We start from the raw sequence: 17,654 nt of genomic DNA, 5'->3' as shown, positions 1-17,654 counted from the left end.
GATGAACCTGTTCGGCCAAATCATTCTTTTTACGCTTATCGGCACCTGGCTCATCAAACTTGCCGCCGATCTTTTGAACCTTCGTGCTGCGTCGCCGACGCTTCCTGAGGCGTTTCGCGACGTGTATGATCCGGCGGACTATCGCCGTTCGCAGGAGTACCTCCGGGCCAACACCAAATTCTCACTTATCAGCTCGACTTTCGATCTCGCCCTGCTGCTCGTTTTCTGGTTCGCGGGCGGCTTCAACGCGCTCGACCAGCTTATTCGCGCCTGGGGTTTCGATCCGGTCATCAACGGCGTGCTCTACATCGGCGCGCTGCTGTTGCTTCAAAGCGTTGCCGACCTGCCGTTCAGCATCTACCACACCTTCGTGCTCGAAGAGCGCTTCGGCTTCAACCAGACCACGCCGAAGGTGTTCGTAATTGATCTCATCAAGACGCTTCTGCTTGCCGTGCTGATCGGCACACCGGTGCTGGCGGCGATCCTCTGGTTTTTCCAGAGTGCCGGGCCGCTCGGCTGGCTCTGGGCGTGGGGGGGCGTGACAGCGTTCAGTCTGCTTCTGCAATATGTTGCGCCGACCTGGATCATGCCGATGTTCAACAAGTTCGAGCCGCTCGAAGATGGCGAGCTTCGCAAGTCGATCATGGATTACGCTGCCGAGGTGCGCTTTCCGCTCACCGGAATCTACGTCATGGACGGCTCCAAACGCTCGGCGAAGGGCAACGCCTTTTTCACCGGATTCGGCAAGAACAAGCGCATCGTGCTGTTCGACACGCTCATCAAAAACCACTCGACCGGCGAGCTGGTCGCCGTGCTGGCCCATGAAATCGGCCACTTCAAGAAGAAGCACATTTTCATGTCGATGGGGCTCAGTATGCTCAACCTCGGCGTGGTTTTTTACCTGCTCTCACTCTTCATGAACAACCGGATGCTCTTTGATGCCTTCGCCATGCAGGAGACTTCGGTCTATGCGAGCCTGCTTTTCTTCATGCTGCTCTACAATCCGGTGGAGTTCATCATTTCGATCCTGATGCAGATGCTCTCGCGGCGCAACGAATTCGAGGCCGACAACTACGCCGTGAAGACGTACCGGAACGGCGCATTGCTGGCTGACGCGCTCAAGAAGCTTTCGCGGCAGAACCTCTCGAACCTGACGCCGCACCCGTTTAACGTCTTCCTGAACTACTCTCATCCGCCGGTGTTGCAGCGTGTTGAAAGGATCGAAGCGGCGGCCCGGCACTGAACTATCTAATCCATTCCTGTCACCACATACCGATGAGCGAACCGACCTATTTCATGCCGCCTGAGTGGGCGCCGCACGCCTCGACCTGGCTTTCGTGGCCGCACAAGCTCGAATCGTGGCCCGGCAAGTTCGAGCCGGTTCCGGCAGTCTTTGCCGAACTGGCGTATCAGCTCAGCCGCTCTGAAACGGTCAATATCAATGTGCTCGATGATGCGATGGAGGCGCAGGCGCGTGAGTTGCTGAAAGAGCGCGATCCCGAGGGGAAATACGCCGAGCGTATCGTGTTCCACCGGATTCCAACCAACGACGCCTGGTGCCGCGACCACGGCCCGAACTACGTCATCCGCACGCAGGATGGGCGACGTGATAAAGTCATCATGAACTGGGAGTACAACGCTTGGGGTGGCAAGTACGAGCCGTACGACGACGACAACGCCGTTCCGGAACGTGTGGCGAAGGCACAAGGGTTGCCGATGGTTTCGACCGGCATGGTGCTCGAAGGCGGCGCGATCGACGTCAATGGTGCAGGCCTGCTGCTCACCACCACCGCCTGCCTGCTCAACCCCAACCGCAATCCATCGCTGGGCAAAGCCGAGATAGAAGCGCAGCTCAGGCGCTATCTCGGTATCGAAAAGGTGCTCTGGCTCGGCGACGGTATCGCTGGCGACGACACCGACGGCCACGTCGATGACATGGCTCGTTTCGTCAACGAAAACACCGTCGTCATCGCCGTCGAGGAGGATCCAGAGGACGAAAACTACAAGCCGCTCCGGGAGAACTACGAACTCCTCAAAACCATGACCGGCCTCGACGGTAAGCCGCTCAACATCGTCAAACTTCCCATGCCGGAGCCGGTGTATTACGACGGCGAACGCCTTCCTGCCAGCTACGCCAACTTCTATATCGCCAACACCGTAGTCCTTGTACCGACCTACCGCTGCCCGCGCGACCAGCAAGCCATCGATATCCTGCAACAATGTTTCCCCAAGCGGGAGGTCGTCGGCATCGATTGCAGCGATCTTATCTGGGGGCTCGGCGCAATTCACTGCGTGACGCATGAAGAACCGGCGATGTAACGTTAACAGGTCTGCTGTTTGTTTCATTCTGCAGGGTTGATCACGACGACGATGATTTTTCAATAAGTAGGAGGGAATAAAAAAGCGACCCATCTCTGGTCGCTTTTTTATTCCCCGATATCCTGAGTCTGTGCCGCTCTTTTTTTTTGTTTGCTGAGCTTTTTTTGGATAAAATCCGCGAGAAGCGATTCTCCTCATGGAATCTGTGGATGTGACGGATGCCGTCGGGACTTTCCCGGACACTTTGCAGCCATTCAAAATATTATAAACACAAAGAGGCTGTCACGGTCTGGATTCCGTGACAGCCTCTTTTCATTTTCGCGTCTTTGTCCGCACTACGCGGAAGATGTCGCTTGGTCAGCCCTGCGATGCATCGAGCATTTTGCAGTTTTCATCGACGATCTTTGCCGATTTCTGCAACAGGTCGAGGTCACTCTGGTCGAGCTTGATTTCGTAGATGTGCTCGACGCCGTTTTTGCCGAGCTTGACCGGGACGCCAACGAAGGTGCCGTCGATGCCGTACTGCCCGTCGAGGCTTACAGCGCAGGTCAGCACGCGCTTGCGATCCAGCACGATCGACTCTACCATTTCGACCACCGATGTTGCCGGAGCGTAAAATGCCGAACCCTGCTTGAGGTGGTTGACGATCTCTGCGCCGCCGGTGCGGGTGCGCTCGACCAGCTCCGCGATCCTTTCTGCGGAAATGAGGTCGGCAACCGGAATGCCTGCCACCGTGGTGTATTTGACTACCGGCACCATTGCGTCGCCGTGGCCGCCGAGCACGCATGCGGTCACATCCTGCATCGAAACGCCAAGTTCCATGGCGATGAAGGAGCGGAAGCGCGCCGAGTCAAGCACACCGGCCATGCCGATGACCCGCTCTTTCGGTAATCCGCTTTTCTGCCAGGCCACGTGCGTCATGATATCGAGCGGGTTGGAAACCACCACGATGATCGGATTTTTCGAGTGCTCCATGATCCGTCCGGTCACCTCCCTGACGATACCGGCATTCATCGAAAGCAGATCCTCGCGAGTCATGCCTGGTTTTCTCGGCAGACCGGCGGTGATGACGACGATATCGGAATTTGCAGTGTCGGCATAGTCGTTTGAGCCGGTTACCTTCGTGTCGAACAGGCCGACCGGGCCGCTTTCGTACATGTCAAGTGCTTTTCCCTGAGGTATGCCTTCGACGACATCGAGCAACACGAGCTCTCTTGCAAGCTGTTTTTCTGCAAGACGGAAAGCCGTGGTTGCCCCAACGTTGCCTGCGCCAATAACGGTGATTTTCATAATGCACTTACGGGTTTTGGTTTCTGTTGGAATGATGTCCTTGCCTCGTAGCCGCAGGGGACATGTTTAGAATCAGTGAAGCCGCTGAAAATCATGGAGTTTTCACCACCTCGGTCTGTTTGAACAAGCCGGTGCCTTGAGTGGTTTTAAACCTCATAGAAACGAATTTCCGCGGAAATCTACACTGTGTGCTCAAGAAACTTGATTCAATACGTTCGGCAATAGGTGTCTTGCCGGGAATATGCATCAAGACATCCAGCGCTTCCTGTTCGTAGCAGAAGCCGCAGGTGAAACGCTCAGGTCAGTGTTCGGGCGAGGGATGTTCGGCACCTGTGCCCTGAGGGCCAGTAGAGCGTTTCAATCGGCGATGTATCGGGATGCTCCCCGCGGGGAGTGTAAAAAAAGCAAGCCGTTCATGCTTGTGAGCCGGCTTGCTTTCAATATAAGCGTAATGCCTCCGTCCAAATCAGGAGGGGATGATATCGACTCGCTTTTTGTTGTTGCGGCCATTCCTGAAGTGAACGGTGCCATCGACGAGGGCGAAAATGGTGTGATCCCTGCCGAGGCCTGCGTTGTTGCCCGGCTTGATAGCCGTGCCGCGCTGACGGAGAATGATGGTGCCTGCGTTGACCACAGAGCCACCGGCGGCTTTCACGCCGAGGTATTTCGGATTGCTGTCGCGGCCGTTTTTGGTCGATCCGCCACCTTTTTTATGTGCCATGAGATAAAAAAATTTGTGTTATCAATTCCTGTTCGTTCAGAGTGACAGCACTTCGACCTGGGTCATGTGCTGGCGGTGTCCATTGCGTTTCTGGAAACGTTTGCGGCGTTTTTTGCGGAAGACGATGATGGTCTCGTCCCTGACGTGTTCAAGAACTTTGATCGTTGCGGTGCCTGCTTTCAGGGCCGAATCCGCCTGATTGACCTGCATGAGAGTCTTCACTTCGATAACGTCGCCCGCGGCGGCCTTCTGCTTGGGAACAAAAATCTTGTCGCCCGCTTTTACCAGATACTGTTTGTCGGAAATCTCGATCAGCGCCTGCATCATTAGTAATAGTTTGGTGATAAAGAGCAAGAATATACAAGAAAGAAACTGTTTTTCAAATCGTTACCCTGATCTTTCACAGAGATGTTCAGCGCAGAAAAAATGTTACGAGCAGCACGATGCCGAACATGCTGAACGAGATGGTGAAAAGCCGGTACCAGGCGCGATATTTCGCAGTGTCGCAGGGGTAGGTGATGGGCTGGATTGCCTTGATGATGTAGCCCATTGTGAGGGCGATCTGGAGGATCATCAGGCCTATCTTGACAAAGACCCACGGATGCCATCCTTCGTAAAAGTGCGCGAGGAGCAGGCCGGAAAGCAGCACCGAAATGACCGCCACGTCGGCCACCTTCGTTTCGAGCTTGATGAAACGGCGCAGGAGCAGCGAGTACTCTTCGGCCTGCTTTTTCTCGCCGGTCAGGCCGGGTTCGAGCGTTTTCAGCAGAAAAAGGGTTGCGAAGATCGTGCCGAACCAGGCGGCGAAGGCCGTGATGTGTATGACGCGCAGAAGAGCGTGAAAGTCCATGAGAGAACGATGGTTGATTGCCGGATAAAATGGTAATCCAAAATATGGAGTTGCTCAGAGCTTTTCAAGCTTTCTTGCGGACTTGTATATTTATTGCCGCTGCTTTAGCTTAATTTTCCTTTCAGCACACGACAATCTCATCCCGCGATCTCATCATGGCAAAAAGCGCTCAGGGCCGCACAAAAGAACCGACACCGATGATGCGCCAGTATCTCGAGGTCAAGGAGCGTTATCCTGGCTATCTGCTGCTATTCCGCGTGGGGGATTTCTACGAAACGTTTCTTGACGACGCCGTTACGGTCTCCTCGGCTCTGAATATCGTCTTGACCCGGCGCTCGAATGGCGGGGCTGGCGAGATTCCGCTGGCCGGGTTCCCGCATCACGCCAGCGAGGGGTACATCGCCAAGTTGGTGACGAAGGGGTTCAAGGTGGCCGTGTGCGACCAGGTGGAAGACCCGGCGCTGGCCAAGGGGATCGTCAAACGCGAGATCACCGACATCGTCACGCCGGGCATCACCTATAGCGACAAGATTCTCGACGACCGGCACAACAACTATCTTTGTGCCGTTGCGCCGGTGAAGCGCGGGCGCGAGCACATGGCGGGCGTGGCATTTGTGGACGTGACCACTGCCGAGTTTCGCATGACAGAACTGCCGCTTGGCGAGCTGAAGGATTTTCTCCAGTCGCTTCGCCCGTCGGAGATTCTGATCTCTTCGCGTGACAAGGAGCTTCGCGAATCCCTCGCCAAAAGTCTTTTCAGCGGCGCGCTCTTCACGACGCTCGACGAGTGGATGTTTACCGAAGAACAGGCGGCGAGGGTGCTGGAAAACCATTTCAAGACTCATTCGCTCAAGGGTTTCGGCATCGAAGGGTACGAGGCCGGACGGATCGCAGCGGGCGTTATTCTCCAGTACCTCGAAGAGGCGAAGCAGGGGAGCCTGAAGTACCTCGTGCGGATCGGTCTTGTCGAAAGCGGCGAGACCATGACGCTCGACATCCAGACGTGTCGGAATCTCGAAATCATCTCCTCGATGCAGGATGGTTCGCTGAACGGAAGCCTGCTCGAAGTGATCGACCGGACGAAAAACCCGATGGGGGCGCGGCTGCTCCGGCGCTGGCTCTTGCATCCGCTCCGGAAGCTGGAGCCGGTGGTGCGGCGGCACGACGCGGTTGGGGAGCTGCTCGACGCACCGGAGATGCGTGAGGGAATTCGCGGGATGCTCGGTGGAATCATCGATCTGGAGCGTGCGCTGGCCCGCATCGCTACATCGCGGGCGATGCCGAGGGAGGTGCGCCAGCTCGGCTCGTCGCTCGCGATGATTCCACAGCTCAAATCGCTGCTCGAGGGCAGCAAGTCGCTCCGGTTGCGCGAACTGGCCCTGCGGCTCGATCCGCTGCCGGAGCTGGCCGAAACCATCGAGAAGGCGCTCGATGCCGAGGCAAGCGGCACGTTGCGCGACGGCGGCTACATCCGAGCCGGGTATCACGCGGAGCTGGACGAACTGCGGGCGATCTCGTCCGGGGCGCGTGACCGGCTTCTCGAAATCCAGCAGCAGGAGAGGCAGCGCACCTCGATTTCCACGCTCAAGGTGCAGTACAACAAGGTGTTCGGCTACTACATCGAGGTGAGTCGCGCCAACAGCGACAAGGTTCCAGAGTATTATGAAAAGAAGCAGACGCTGGTCAACGCTGAACGCTACACGATTCCGGCGCTGAAGGAGTATGAGGAGAAAATCCTGACCGCCGAGGAGAAAAGCCAGTTGCTCGAGCACCAGCTCTTTCAAGAGCTGTGTGCGATGATTGCCGAGCAGGCGGCCTCGATCCAGACCACCGCCGCCGCGCTTGCCGAACTCGACTGCCTCGCCTGCTTCGCGAGCTGCGCCGACGAGTTCGGCTACTGCCGTCCGGTGATGAACGAGGGCACGGAGTTGTCGATCAGGGCGGGCCGCCACCCCGTGCTCGAACGCATTCTCGGCGCGGACGAACCGTACGTCGCCAACGACTGCCAGGTCGGTTCTGAACAGCAGTTGCTCATCATCACCGGCCCGAACATGGCCGGTAAAAGCTCGTACCTGCGGCAGGTAGGCCTTGTGGTGTTGCTCGCGCAGGTGGGTTGTTTCGTGCCCGCCGAGTCTGCCGAGATCGGCCTCGTTGACCGCATTTTCACCCGCGTCGGCGCGTCGGATAACCTCACCTCCGGCGAGAGCACCTTCCTTGTCGAGATGAACGAGGCGGCGAGCATCCTCAACAACGCCACCGAGCGCAGCCTGCTGCTGCTCGACGAGATCGGGCGCGGCACCAGCACCTTCGACGGCATGTCCATCGCCTGGTCGATGTGCGAGTACATCCACGACCAGCTTCGCTCCCGCACGCTCTTTGCCACGCACTACCACGAGCTGGCCGAGCTGGAGAGCCGCTTCGAGCGGATCGTCAACTTCAACGCCACGGTGGTCGAGACCGCCGACACGGTGATCTTTCTGCGCAAGATCGTGCGCGGCGCGTCGGACAACAGCTACGGCATCGAGGTGGCCAAAATGGCCGGAATGCCGCCGGAGGTGATCGAGCGGGCGCGGGAGATTCTGGCCGGCATGGAGCGGCGCGAGGTTGAGGTGCCGGTGCAGCGCCAAGCTCTGCCGCTCCGGGTCGAGTCGCGACAGATTTCGCTTTTCGAGGAGGAAGAGAGCCGCCTGCGCAAAGCGCTCTCCGGCATCGACATCAACCGCCTCACGCCGCTTGACGCGCTGATGGAGCTGAAGCGCTTGCAAGAGATCGCGCTCGGCAAAGGAGCGTGATGCACATGAGCGAACGTCGTCCTCTCTCGGTTCTTCTCGTTTTCGTGCAGGCCTCCAGCGGCGTGGACGGCGCGGCTTCGCTCGAAAGCACGCCCAAATCCGGCCTCGCCCTCCTGAAAGATCGCGCCATGAGCGCTGTCATCAAGCGGGCGCAGTTCGCCATCCCGCCGCTCTCGCTCATGATTCTCAGTTCGGTCGAAGTCCTCGGCGTCCGGCAGGAGATTTGCGACCTTCGTTTCGACAAGCTGCCGCTCGACAGGTCGTGGGATCTGGTCGGCATCAGCGTCCAGACCGGCGCGGTCAAACCGGCCGTCGAGGTGGCATCGCTGTTTCGCGAGCGCGGCGTACCGGTGGTGCTGGGCGGGCCGTACGTCTCGATTTTTCCGGAACGCTGCCGCGAGCACGGCGATGTGCTTGTGATCGGCGAGGCCGACGATTTGTGGCGCGAAGTGCTCGAAGATTTGCGTCGCGGTGCGCTCAAGCCGGAGTACCGGCAGGGGGCATTTCCCGACCTTTCCGCGCCGCGCCCGGTCGATAAATCCGCGCTTCAGATCAACCGCTACTTCACGACCAACGTCGTGCAGACCACGCGCGGTTGCCCCTACAGTTGCGATTTCTGTAGCGTGCACGTGATGAACGGCCACAAGCTGCGGCACCGTCCGGTTGGTGAAGTGGTGCGCGAGGTGGAGGCATTCCTGCGCGAGGACAAGCGCATCTTCTTCTTTCTCGACGACACGATCAACGCCGACGAAGCCTACGCCTTGGAGCTGTTCTCGAAGCTGATTCCGTTCAACATCAAGTGGGTCGGGCAGGCCACCACGCTGCTTGGCGAGAATCCGAAGCTGCTTGACATTTTCTCCCGCTCCGGCTGCGGGGCGCTGCTGGTCGGCATCGAGAGCCTTGCCGACGAAAGTAACCGGGCGCATCACAAATTTCATAACCCTGCCGAGCGTCAGGTGCGCTGTATCCAGGAGATTCGCAAGGCAGGCATCTGCGTCTATGGGAGTTTCATCTACGGCCTCGACGGCGACACGCTCGCCATGCCGGAGCGGATCGATGCATTCATCGATGAGGCGGGTGTTGACGTGCCGGGCATCAACCTGTTGCGCCCGATTCCGGGCACCGGCGTGTTCGACCGCCTCGCTGCCGAGGGACGGCTTCTGCACCCCAGCCACGACCACGACGCCTTCCGCTTTTCGTGGGGGCAGGAGATGCTCTACTATCCAAAGCAGATGAGCCTCGACCAGTTCATCCCGAGCTACACCGAGCTCACCTCGAAAGTTTTTACTCCGCGCCGAGCTATCAAACGGGCAATGCGCGCACCCACGCTCCGCTCGGCAGTGCTGATGTTCAACATGCTCTACGTGCACATGTACGGGTTGTCGAGGAAAGACTTGCGGCGGCAGCTCGCGGAACTCAGCTCAGTGCGCTGATCTCTTCTTCGAGCATCTGCTGCATGTAGAGGTCCGCGTAGTAGCGGCCGTTCTGGAGCAGCTCTTCATGGGTGCCGCTTTCGGCGATGGCGCCGTCGTGCAGCACGATGATGCGATCGCAGTTCCGGACTGTCGATATGCGGTGGCTGATGAGCACGATGGTGGTTTCAGGCAGCTTCTTGAGCAAGCCGTCAAAGATGCTGGCCTCAGTGGCAGTATCGACTGCCGAGAGCGCGTCGTCGAGCACGAGAATCGACGGGTGCCACCGGAGCGCCCGCGCGATGCAGGCCCGCTGCTTCTGGCCGCCCGACAGGTTGATTCCCTTTTCGCCGAGCATGGTGTCGAAGCCGTCCGGAAAATCCTCGACGTCGTCGTGCAGCATGGCGATGCGGCTCGCCTCAATCACGTCGATACCGCCGCCGTTGCTGCCGAAATCAATATTGTTGCGGATCGTGTCCGAAAAGAGGAAGTTCGACTGCGGCACGAAGCCGATGGTGCGCCGGATCACGCCGAGCGACAGGGATTTTATATCCTGCCCGGCGATGGTGATGCGCCCGCTCGTCGGGTCGTACAGGCGCGGAATAAGGTTGACGAGCGTCGATTTTCCGGAGCCGGTCGCGCCGACGATGGCCACTTTCGTGCCCGGTTCGACGGTGAACGAGATGTCGCGCAGCACTTCGCGCTCGGGCTGCGAGGGATAGGCGAAGCTGACATGCTCGAACGCCAGCTCGCCTTTGAGCGGCTTCTTTGTCTCGCTCGTTTGCCTGGATGCCGGTTCGACGATATCCGGCTTCGTATTAAAAATCTCATCCAGCCGCCCCTGCGCTGCTGCCGCTTTCTGGATGATATTTGTCACCCAGCCGATCGAGATGATCGGCCAGCTCAGCATCGTTACGTAAACCACGAACTGGGCGATGTCGCCGATGGTCATTGTGCCGTTCATCACGCCGAGGCCGCCCGCCCAGATGACCGGAATCAGCGAGAGCGCGGTCAGCGCGGTCAGCACCGCCATGAAGCCCGCCTGGATTCTGCCGAGCCGCAGGTTCTTGTCGTAATAGTCCTGGTTCAGCGCCTCGAACCGGCTGGTTTCCCACTCCTCGCGATTGTAGTTCCTGACCACCCTGATGCCGGAGATGTTCTCCTGCACAAGGTTGGTGATGGAGGCGTAGTTCTCCTGGATTTTTTTCGACTGAAACCGGAGCGACACTCCTCTTTTGTAAACCGACCAGCTTAGAAATGGCGCAGGAAGCAGTGCGAAAAGTGTGAGGAGCGGGGAGATGGCAAGCATCGCGCCGATGGCAAAGAGCAGCCGGAAAAGCGTATTGATCGAGTACATGATGCCCGGCCCGAGAAAGTCGCGGATGGCGTTCAGGTCGTTGGTGCCGCGTGAAATCAGTTCGCCCGATCCGGTGGTGTCGTAAAACGAGGTGGAGAGGGTTTGCAGGTGCGAGTAGTAGTCGTTTTTCAGGTCGAACTCGATATGCCGGGATGTGACGATGATGAGCTGGCGAACAAGGTAGAGCATGATGCCGCTGAGGGCGGCGAACAGAATGTAGAGGCCGATCTTGTGCAGGATTTCGTGCATCTCGAACGGCTTGCCCATGAGGTCGATCGCCTCGCCGAGATAACGCGGTGCGGCGACGGCGAAAAAGTTGGTGGCGATGACGCACGCGATGCCCGCGGCAAGCGATTTCCGGTAGCGGAAGAGATATGGGCGCAGGGCCAGCAGATTTTTCATCCGTTCTTTTTTGATGTGACGCACTTAATGTATAATAAGTGAAGCGAAATCAAAACGGACTTCGACGATGGCCTTTGAATCAAGCAAAAGTTACTATTCGATAGGTGAGGTGAGCCGGATTTCCGGCATTCCCGCTTACCTGCTCCGCTACTGGGAGGACTATTTCAGCGAGCTCGCTCCGGCAAGAGACACTCGCGGGAACCGGCGCTACACCAACCGGGATATTGCCATGGTGCTCAATATCAAGGATCTGGTGTACGAAAAAGGGTACAAGCTGAACAAGGCGAGCCAGATGGTCAAGGGCGGCAAGGTTGATCATGATGGTGCCGATCACAAAACCAACGAGATACTGAAGCTGCAAAAGCAGCTTTTGAGGGAGCAGAAGGAGTACGAGATCACCGGAGAGCGCCGCAGAATGCTGCTGCTTGAAATCAAGGACGAGATTGAGGATATTCTGGAGCTTCTGGGATGACCGAAAAAAGAGGCGGATATGAGCTTCTTTTGCTCATATTGATTCTGCGGTAAATGTCTTAACTGAAATCGTTATCAAAATCGGGGTCTGACTCGGTTTTCAGTCAGTAAAAAAAAGACCGGCCTTCGCGCCGGTCTTTTTTTGCATTCGAAATTGTTGTTTCTCGCTTACTGGGCGTAGAGAATTTCAAACTGCCCGACGCCACCTTTGCAGACGTGCTCGACCCAGCGGGCATAAGCGCCACCGCTCCAGCGGTACTCTTCGAGGTTCTGCGAACGGTACTGAGGGGCGGCATAGCGAATCTTGTAGCCCTTCGGAAGAACGACCTTGAGCTGGGCGTCAACGTTGAAGTTGTTGAACTTTCCGACCATACCGTGGTGAACCAGCGGAATGAGCGGGTGGTTGAGGATTCTGCGGAGGCCGCCGCCTGCATCGACCGAGACGCCGGGGAATTCACCGTCAACCTTGACTTCGATACCCTGAGAGTCGGAACGGAAACCTGCTTCGACCTGTGCCGGCCTGTTGAGCTTGTCGGACGGGAAGAGCTCTGCCCAGCGGGAGATGGAATCGACCATACCGGAACCGCCGTGCGAGAAGCGCCAGCGGGAAACGCCGACCGGACCTTTGGGGCCACTCTCGGTGTTCAGACCGTTGACCTCGATCCTCGAAATTCTCTGACCACCTTCGTTCAGAGCAGTAAAGGCGGGACCGATAAACCAGAAGTCACGGATCCAGTCGTTGAAAGCACCGGTGCTGCCAATGGCTTTCACAGTGCCTTCCCAGGTGTCGATGAGGTCGTTGTTGTCGAGCGGAACTTTCATGAGGATGTCGTGGAACTGACGGCCCTGCATGTAGATCGGGTTGGGCACGTTGCGTCGGACAGCGTCGGAACGGTAGTAGAACAGGTTCACAACAGAGCCTTCAAAGGAGAAGGTATGGCTGAAGTCACCAACCGAGACCATGCCTTCACCGACGGAGATTCTTCTCTCCTTGGTTTCGTTGGCGATGTCGGCTTCGATGGTGAGCTTGTTCTTTGTGCTGTCGACAATCGACTCGAAAACGGCGGAGATGCGAACGAAACCTTTTGCCGGATCGAGCGGTTTTACATTCAGCTTAACATCGCAGTCTGCAGGAAGCAGTGGGCTAGCCGGAGGTGCGTTGACCTTAGCCCGAGCCTTCACCTTTCCCCAGGAGCTGGAACCGCCTTCAAGTACGATTTCATAATCGGAGTGAGCGGTCGTCACGTCGTTTGAGCCGAAAAGAGCCATAATGATTCTCCTTTTTCTGGTGGCGTTTTAAAATGTATTTTCAGGAAAAACACTGGGTTGCTTCCTGTTATAACAACTTGAAACAAATTTAAAGAATAAATATTAATAAGTAAAGTAAAATATGTCTCTTCCCGGCTTCCGGCGACCTTCTTTCCGTTTCCTTTCAATAGTGTCTGCATTGACTCAGGCGAGCTGTTTCTGCCCATTATCATGTCTTGTAAAGGGGTGTCAGTCATGAATGGCGCTTATAGAGGCGCCTTGTCTCGTTTACTTTCGAAACCTTTTTTTCTGCCGCTCCTGAGCGGCCTGCTCCTCGGGATATCCTTTCCGACCTGGCCTGCCGTCCATCTCGAACCTCTTGCATGGATAGCTCTGGTGCCGTTATTGCTTTCACTTGAACACGAAGAACGTTTTGGCCCTTTTTTCAGAAAGAGCTGGATGTCGATGCTTTTGTTCTGTCTTATCGCGCTCTGGTGGGTATGCCTCGCAACCTTTGTTGGCGGCATTCTCACCGTGTTTGTGCAGTCTCTTTTTTCAGTCGTGCCGTTGGTGGTGTTCTACTATTTCAAGAAAAGAGCCGGTTTTCGATCAGCCCTGCTTGCCTTGCCTTTTATATGGACGGGGTGGGAGTGGGCTTACATGCAGCAGGATTTTTCGCTCGGGTGGTTGACCTTCGGCAATTCGCAGGCCAATCTGCTCTGGATGGTACAGTATGCTGATGTGACGGGCGTGTGGGGCGTTAGTTTCTGGCTGTTGACTTTCAATGTGCTTGTGCTGTTGCTTTTCATGGAAAAGGAGTCGTTTCAGGTGAAGGTGGGTATCGTAATGGTCATGCTTGTGATGATTGCTACTCCGCTTCTTTACGCGCGTCAGGTTTTCCGGAATACGGCGTTGGATAATACTTCCCCTAAAGTACGTGTTGCGTTGGTGCAGCCTGATATCGATCCTCACGAAAAATGGGATGGCCTCGGCCCGGAAGAGACCCTGTCACGGCTATACAGCCTGACCGGGCAATCGGTGCGCGGGGAGCGTCTGGAGCTGATCATCTGGCCGGAAACCGCCATACCGTTTTATATCCGCTTGCCGGAAAACAAGCCCTACATGGACTCGGTCAGGCGCATGGTCATGCGCTGGAATACCCCCTTGCTGACCGGATTTCCCGATGAGGTGCCGGTTTTTCCGAACTCTGCGAGGGGCGAGGCTGTGGCTGCTTCCGGGGCGGAGTATGCCGCTTACAATGCCTCCATGCTTCTGCATCCGGCAGGCGGGCCGGTGCAGATTTACCGGAAGATGCGCCTGGTGCCTTTCGGAGAGCGGGTTCCCTATTCGGAATATTTCCCCTGGCTGGAGAGGCTCAGCTTTTCGATGTCAGGAATATCGAGCTGGGCGAAAGGGCGGGAAGCTACGGTCATGCACTTCACGAGCCGTGACGGTCAGCCGGTCAGGATGGCCAACATTATCTGCTATGAATCGATTTTTCCCGGTCAGGTATCGACGTTTGTCAGGCGAGGTGCGCAGTTCTTGACGCTTGTTACCAACGATGGCTGGTATGGTACATCGTATGGCCCGTGGCAACATGCGGCTATCGACAGGCTCCGCTGCATCGAAAACCGCCGTGCTATGGCCCGCTGCGCCAATACTGGCGTGACCCTTTTCTACGATATCTGTGGGCGCAGTTATGCTGAAACGCCCTGGTGGCAACAGTCGGTGCTGACTGCCGATGTGCCGCTTGAAAGCAGGATCACTTTTTACACGGCCCATCCGGATTTGGTGCCCCACGTATGTCTGGGGATTGCAGGTGTGCTGGCGCTGGTGGCGGCGGTGAGAAAGCGGTAGTAGGCGAAAAACGAAAACGTGTTGTGAGCAACAATATGTAATTCTTCCTACAGTCCGTACTCCTTGATTTTGCGGTAGAGCGTCCGCTCATTGATGCCGAGGGCCAGGGCGGTTTTTCGTTTGTTACCGTCGAATTTTGTCAGAGCCTCGCCGATGGCGCGCTTTTCCAGCTCTTTGAGCGGCACGGGCGCTTCATTGCCACCAGACGGGAGCGTCGAGTCCTGCGCGGCGGGCGGTGCAGGCAATGCTGGCAGCAGCAGTGGCGAGGTGGGCTGGCGGTAGAGGAGTGCCTGTTGCAGCATCTGCCGGATTTCATCGATCTCCTGCCGAAGCTGGATGAGGCTACTGTAGATCAGATGCAATTCGTTTTTCTCCGATTTGCCGGGTTCATGCACCAGCCCTTTGTGACGGCTGCGCTGCACCAGATGTTTTTCAAGAATATCGGGTGTGATCTTTTTGCCCCGTTCGAGGATGAGCAGCGCTTCGATCAGGTTGCGCAACTCCCGCACGTTGCCCGGCCACGGGTAGCGCAGCATCAGCTCGCCCGACTCCTGACTGAATCCCTCGAATGCGATGGCGTGCTTGCGCTCGAACTCGTGCACGAAGTGCTCGGCCAGCATGAGGATGTCGCTGCCCCGTTCTCTCAGCGGCGGAATGAGCAACTCCACGCTTTTGAGCCGATAGTAAAGATCCTCCCTGAAGTGCTTTTCGGCAACCGCTTGGTTGAGGTTGCGGTTGGTGGCCGCGATGATCCTCGTGTCCGCGGAGATTGTTTCCGATGCACCGACCCGCTGGAACTGGCCGGTTTCGATGACGCGCAGGAACTTGACCTGCGTTTCGAGCGGCATTTCGCCGATTTCATCCAGAAAAATCGTGCCTTTGTCAGCGCTCTCGAAGTATCCCTTTCTTGCCTGTACCGCACCGGTGAAAGCCCCCTTTTCATGGCCGAACAGCTCAGATTCGAGAATGCCCGACGGGATTGCTCCGCAGTTGACCGGAATCATGCTTTTGCCCGCCCGGCGGCTGTGGTCGTGGATGAAGCGGGCGAGAACCTCCTTTCCGGAACCGGTTTCACCGGTGATGAGCACCGTGACGTCAGTATCGGCGACCTGCATGGCCAGCTCCCTGAGCTGGACGATGCCCGCCGAGCGTCCGATGAATTCGATGCTGCGGCTCATGGTTGCTTGATCGGTATCATGGTCATGGTTGCGGTGGTACGACGATTGATTCGATCGGAAGCGTACGCGCGAAAGCTGCTGCCTCCTGCTGGGTCGTGAATGTGCGTCTCAAGCGCACTTTGTAGACTCCGTTGATTTGCTGCACCCGGGCCGGGGCGGTGTATTGCAGCTGTGCGACCATCTGCTCGGCATTGGTGATGCTGTCAAAGCTACCGAACTGAAGCGTGAAACCTCCCCCCGAAGCCTGCGCAGGAGGTGGCGCCAGCCTGGTGCTGACGGTGTCACCTTTGCTTGCAGCATGGGCAGGGCCAGCTGGCGGCGGCGTGCGTTTGAGTGAAGAATCGGGCTTACTGACAGGCTGTTTTGGCTGAAGAGGTTGGGCGATGGTCATCAATGCAGGGCGGGACTCTGAAGAAGCTCTGGCCTGCATGACTGGCAGGCCGGGGGTAGTCGATACGGCAAACTCATAAGCAGCCAGACGTGAGCTGCTTATCGGGTCGAGTTGAGGATCGGGATGTTCCTCAAGCTGTTTTCGGTAAAGTTTCGCTGCTTTCGGGCCATCTTCGGTCAGGAGTGCCTCGACGAGAATCTTTTCTGAAGGCTTTGTGAGTTGCTTGCGGATTTTTTCCAGTAAATAAACCTTATCTTCTCTCACATCTTTCACGATTTCGGAAGCATATGAGATCTTGGCCGCCATTGCCGCGGGTTGCTGGCATGGCAAGCTCATACCAGCCATCACGCAGAGAAAAATGAATAGAGAATTACGTATCGTGAACATGGGTCGGTGAGAGATTCGTTGCACAGTTTCAGCCAGCCGGAGGATCCCTGCGGCAGGGTCTTAGAGTGAATATGGGAAATATTTTACGATAAAATCAATTGCTCCATGAAGCACTTTTCGGTCAAAGCCTGCGCCAAAATCAACCTCGGTCTGCTCATCACCAGCCGTCGGGCTGATGGCTATCACACTCTTGAAACAATCTTCGCGCCGATCGACTGGTTCGATACCCTTGAATTCACCGAGTCTGACGCCATCTCGATGGAGTGCAGCAATCTTGATCTGCTGGTTGATGACTCGAATCTCTGCATCCGCGCTGCCAAAGCGTTGCAGGAGCACACCGGGGTGAAACGCGGGGCGACTATCAAACTGCTCAAGCGGGTGCCATTTGGCGCGGGTCTCGGTGGTGGGAGCAGCGATGCGGCGGCGACGCTCAACGCGCTGTGCAAGCTCTGGCAGATCGACGTGCCCTCGGCGGAGCTGCACAAACTCGCCGTCAAGCTTGGCGCGGACGTGCCCTATTTCCTCGAAATGAAGGGACTTGCCTACGCTGCCGGAATCGGCGAGGAGCTCGAAGACCTCAATCTTGCCCTGCCCTGGCACGTAGTAACGGTCTTCCCTGAGGTGCAGGTGCCGACTGCCTGGGCCTACAAGAATTTCCACCGCCAGTTCGAGCGTCCGGTGCCCGATCTGAAAACTCTCGTTCGTCGGCTCTGCCACGAGAGAGACATCTCGGTGTTCGGTGTTTTCGAGAATGATTTCGCCTCGGTGGTGTTCGAGCACTATCCGGTGGTTCGCGAGGTTCGCGACGCGCTCGCGGCCTCTGGCGCCCAGTTCGTCTCGCTCTCCGGCAGCGGCTCTGCGGTCTATGCCCTTTATGAAGGGCGTGCCGACGCGGTCAAGGCCGCCGAAGCGATGAGCGCTCGCTTCCGTATCAACATGACTCCGGCAGGTTTCCGGATGGAGTGACCGATGTTGCGGC

The 17,654-nt window shown here is 57.1% G+C and carries 16 protein-coding genes; 7 read left to right on the top strand and 9 right to left on the bottom strand.

Annotated elements, in window-relative coordinates; genetic code table 11:
• Nucleotide 1 precedes the first annotated feature (1 nt).
• Nucleotides 2-1,243, top strand: coding sequence for a M48 family metallopeptidase (locus AYT24_RS06830; RefSeq protein ID WP_164927265.1), 1,242 nt, complete (start codon nt 2-4; stop codon nt 1,241-1,243).
• 32 nt (nt 1,244-1,275) lie between these two features.
• On the top strand, nt 1,276-2,319 hold the full coding sequence (locus AYT24_RS06825) for an agmatine deiminase family protein (RefSeq protein WP_010933174.1): 1,044 nt from the start codon (nt 1,276-1,278) through the stop codon (nt 2,317-2,319).
• A gap of 357 nt (nt 2,320-2,676) precedes the next feature.
• Here the strand turns inward: AYT24_RS06825 and mdh are convergent, their stop codons facing one another.
• The 4 genes from mdh to AYT24_RS06805 all read right to left on the bottom strand — a co-directional run bounded on the left by mdh (nt 2,677) and on the right by AYT24_RS06805 (nt 5,180).
• Nucleotides 2,677-3,609, bottom strand: coding sequence for a malate dehydrogenase (gene mdh, locus AYT24_RS06820; RefSeq protein WP_010933173.1), 933 nt, complete (start codon nt 3,607-3,609; stop codon nt 2,677-2,679).
• 466 nt (nt 3,610-4,075) lie between these two features.
• Entirely contained in the window at nt 4,076-4,330 is a 255-nt protein-coding gene (rpmA, locus tag AYT24_RS06815; RefSeq protein WP_010933172.1) for a 50S ribosomal protein L27, read from the bottom strand.
• 36 nt (nt 4,331-4,366) lie between these two features.
• Entirely contained in the window at nt 4,367-4,654 is a 288-nt protein-coding gene (gene rplU / locus AYT24_RS06810) for a 50S ribosomal protein L21 (RefSeq protein WP_010933171.1), read from the bottom strand.
• Nucleotides 4,655-4,742: 88 nt separating this feature from the next.
• Entirely contained in the window at nt 4,743-5,180 is a 438-nt protein-coding gene (locus tag AYT24_RS06805; RefSeq protein WP_010933170.1) for a hypothetical protein, read from the bottom strand.
• 155 nt (nt 5,181-5,335) lie between these two features.
• Between AYT24_RS06805 and mutS the strand changes: the two genes are divergently transcribed.
• Both mutS and AYT24_RS06795 read left to right on the top strand, forming a co-directional pair.
• Nucleotides 5,336-7,972 (top strand): DNA mismatch repair protein MutS, encoded by a 2,637-nt coding sequence (gene mutS / locus AYT24_RS06800; protein ID WP_010933169.1) that lies wholly within the window; start codon nt 5,336-5,338, stop codon nt 7,970-7,972.
• A 5-nt stretch (nt 7,973-7,977) separates the two neighbouring features.
• Nucleotides 7,978-9,405: a B12-binding domain-containing radical SAM protein gene (locus AYT24_RS06795; protein WP_164927042.1), complete on the top strand. Its 1,428-nt coding sequence runs from the start codon at nt 7,978-7,980 to the stop codon at nt 9,403-9,405.
• On the opposite strand, the gene AYT24_RS06790 is transcribed toward AYT24_RS06795, so the two are convergent.
• On the bottom strand, nt 9,389-11,143 hold the full coding sequence (locus tag AYT24_RS06790) for an ABC transporter ATP-binding protein (protein ID WP_010933167.1): 1,755 nt from the start codon (nt 11,141-11,143) through the stop codon (nt 9,389-9,391). The two genes, AYT24_RS06795 and AYT24_RS06790, sit on opposite strands and share 17 nt — an antisense overlap.
• A gap of 67 nt (nt 11,144-11,210) precedes the next feature.
• On the opposite strand from AYT24_RS06790, the gene AYT24_RS06785 reads away from it, so the two are divergent.
• Entirely contained in the window at nt 11,211-11,615 is a 405-nt protein-coding gene (locus AYT24_RS06785; RefSeq protein ID WP_010933166.1) for a MerR family transcriptional regulator, read from the top strand.
• A gap of 167 nt (nt 11,616-11,782) precedes the next feature.
• Here AYT24_RS06785 and AYT24_RS06780 read toward each other — a convergent pair whose 3' ends face one another.
• Both AYT24_RS06780 and AYT24_RS06775 read right to left on the bottom strand, forming a co-directional pair.
• On the bottom strand, nt 11,783-12,883 hold the full coding sequence (locus AYT24_RS06780) for a bacteriochlorophyll a protein (protein WP_010933165.1): 1,101 nt from the start codon (nt 12,881-12,883) through the stop codon (nt 11,783-11,785).
• Nucleotides 12,856-13,119, bottom strand: a complete 264-nt coding sequence (locus AYT24_RS06775; RefSeq protein WP_164927041.1) for a hypothetical protein — start codon at nt 13,117-13,119, stop codon at nt 12,856-12,858. Before AYT24_RS06775 ends, AYT24_RS06780 begins: the two co-directional genes overlap by 28 nt.
• Here AYT24_RS06775 and lnt point away from each other — a divergent pair.
• On the top strand, nt 13,118-14,719 hold the full coding sequence (gene lnt, locus AYT24_RS06770) for an apolipoprotein N-acyltransferase (protein WP_010933164.1): 1,602 nt from the start codon (nt 13,118-13,120) through the stop codon (nt 14,717-14,719). The two genes, AYT24_RS06775 and lnt, sit on opposite strands and share 2 nt — an antisense overlap.
• A gap of 47 nt (nt 14,720-14,766) precedes the next feature.
• Here the strand turns inward: lnt and AYT24_RS06765 are convergent, their stop codons facing one another.
• Nucleotides 14,767-15,897, bottom strand: coding sequence for a sigma-54 interaction domain-containing protein (locus AYT24_RS06765; protein ID WP_010933163.1), 1,131 nt, complete (start codon nt 15,895-15,897; stop codon nt 14,767-14,769).
• 22 nt (nt 15,898-15,919) lie between these two features.
• Nucleotides 15,920-16,675 (bottom strand): SPOR domain-containing protein, encoded by a 756-nt coding sequence (locus AYT24_RS06760; RefSeq protein ID WP_164927040.1) that lies wholly within the window; start codon nt 16,673-16,675, stop codon nt 15,920-15,922.
• 105 nt (nt 16,676-16,780) lie between these two features.
• Between AYT24_RS06760 and ispE the strand changes: the two genes are divergently transcribed.
• On the top strand, nt 16,781-17,641 hold the full coding sequence (ispE, locus tag AYT24_RS06755; protein WP_010933161.1) for a 4-(cytidine 5'-diphospho)-2-C-methyl-D-erythritol kinase: 861 nt from the start codon (nt 16,781-16,783) through the stop codon (nt 17,639-17,641).
• Nucleotides 17,642-17,654: the final 13 nt, after the last annotated feature.

This window comes from Chlorobaculum tepidum TLS (assembly GCF_000006985.1).
GTDB lineage: Bacteria > Bacteroidota > Chlorobiia > Chlorobiales > Chlorobiaceae > Chlorobaculum > Chlorobaculum tepidum.
Note: the sequence above shows the minus strand (reverse complement) of the source record. Positions and strands in the feature narration are given on the sequence as shown.

What these genes read in the sequence shown, in the direction of transcription:
- AYT24_RS06830 (WP_164927265.1), top strand. Translation starts at nt 2, where the DNA reads ATGAACCTGTTCGGCCAAATCATTCTTTTTACGCTTATCGGCACCTGG.
- AYT24_RS06825 (WP_010933174.1), top strand. Translation starts at nt 1,276, where the DNA reads ATGAGCGAACCGACCTATTTCATGCCGCCTGAGTGGGCGCCGCACGCC.
- mdh (WP_010933173.1), bottom strand. Translation starts at nt 3,609, where the DNA reads ATGAAAATCACCGTTATTGGCGCAGGCAACGTTGGGGCAACCACGGCT.
- rpmA (WP_010933172.1), bottom strand. Translation starts at nt 4,330, where the DNA reads ATGGCACATAAAAAAGGTGGCGGATCGACCAAAAACGGCCGCGACAGC.
- rplU (WP_010933171.1), bottom strand. Translation starts at nt 4,654, where the DNA reads ATGCAGGCGCTGATCGAGATTTCCGACAAACAGTATCTGGTAAAAGCG.
- AYT24_RS06805 (WP_010933170.1), bottom strand. Translation starts at nt 5,180, where the DNA reads ATGGACTTTCACGCTCTTCTGCGCGTCATACACATCACGGCCTTCGCC.
- mutS (WP_010933169.1), top strand. Translation starts at nt 5,336, where the DNA reads ATGGCAAAAAGCGCTCAGGGCCGCACAAAAGAACCGACACCGATGATG.
- AYT24_RS06795 (WP_164927042.1), top strand. Translation starts at nt 7,978, where the DNA reads ATGAGCGAACGTCGTCCTCTCTCGGTTCTTCTCGTTTTCGTGCAGGCC.
- AYT24_RS06790 (WP_010933167.1), bottom strand. Translation starts at nt 11,143, where the DNA reads ATGAAAAATCTGCTGGCCCTGCGCCCATATCTCTTCCGCTACCGGAAA.
- AYT24_RS06785 (WP_010933166.1), top strand. Translation starts at nt 11,211, where the DNA reads ATGGCCTTTGAATCAAGCAAAAGTTACTATTCGATAGGTGAGGTGAGC.
- AYT24_RS06780 (WP_010933165.1), bottom strand. Translation starts at nt 12,883, where the DNA reads ATGGCTCTTTTCGGCTCAAACGACGTGACGACCGCTCACTCCGATTAT.
- lnt (WP_010933164.1), top strand. Translation starts at nt 13,118, where the DNA reads ATGAATGGCGCTTATAGAGGCGCCTTGTCTCGTTTACTTTCGAAACCT.
- AYT24_RS06775 (WP_164927041.1), bottom strand. Translation starts at nt 13,119, where the DNA reads ATGACTGACACCCCTTTACAAGACATGATAATGGGCAGAAACAGCTCG.
- AYT24_RS06765 (WP_010933163.1), bottom strand. Translation starts at nt 15,897, where the DNA reads ATGAGCCGCAGCATCGAATTCATCGGACGCTCGGCGGGCATCGTCCAG.
- AYT24_RS06760 (WP_164927040.1), bottom strand. Translation starts at nt 16,675, where the DNA reads ATGTTCACGATACGTAATTCTCTATTCATTTTTCTCTGCGTGATGGCT.
- ispE (WP_010933161.1), top strand. Translation starts at nt 16,781, where the DNA reads ATGAAGCACTTTTCGGTCAAAGCCTGCGCCAAAATCAACCTCGGTCTG.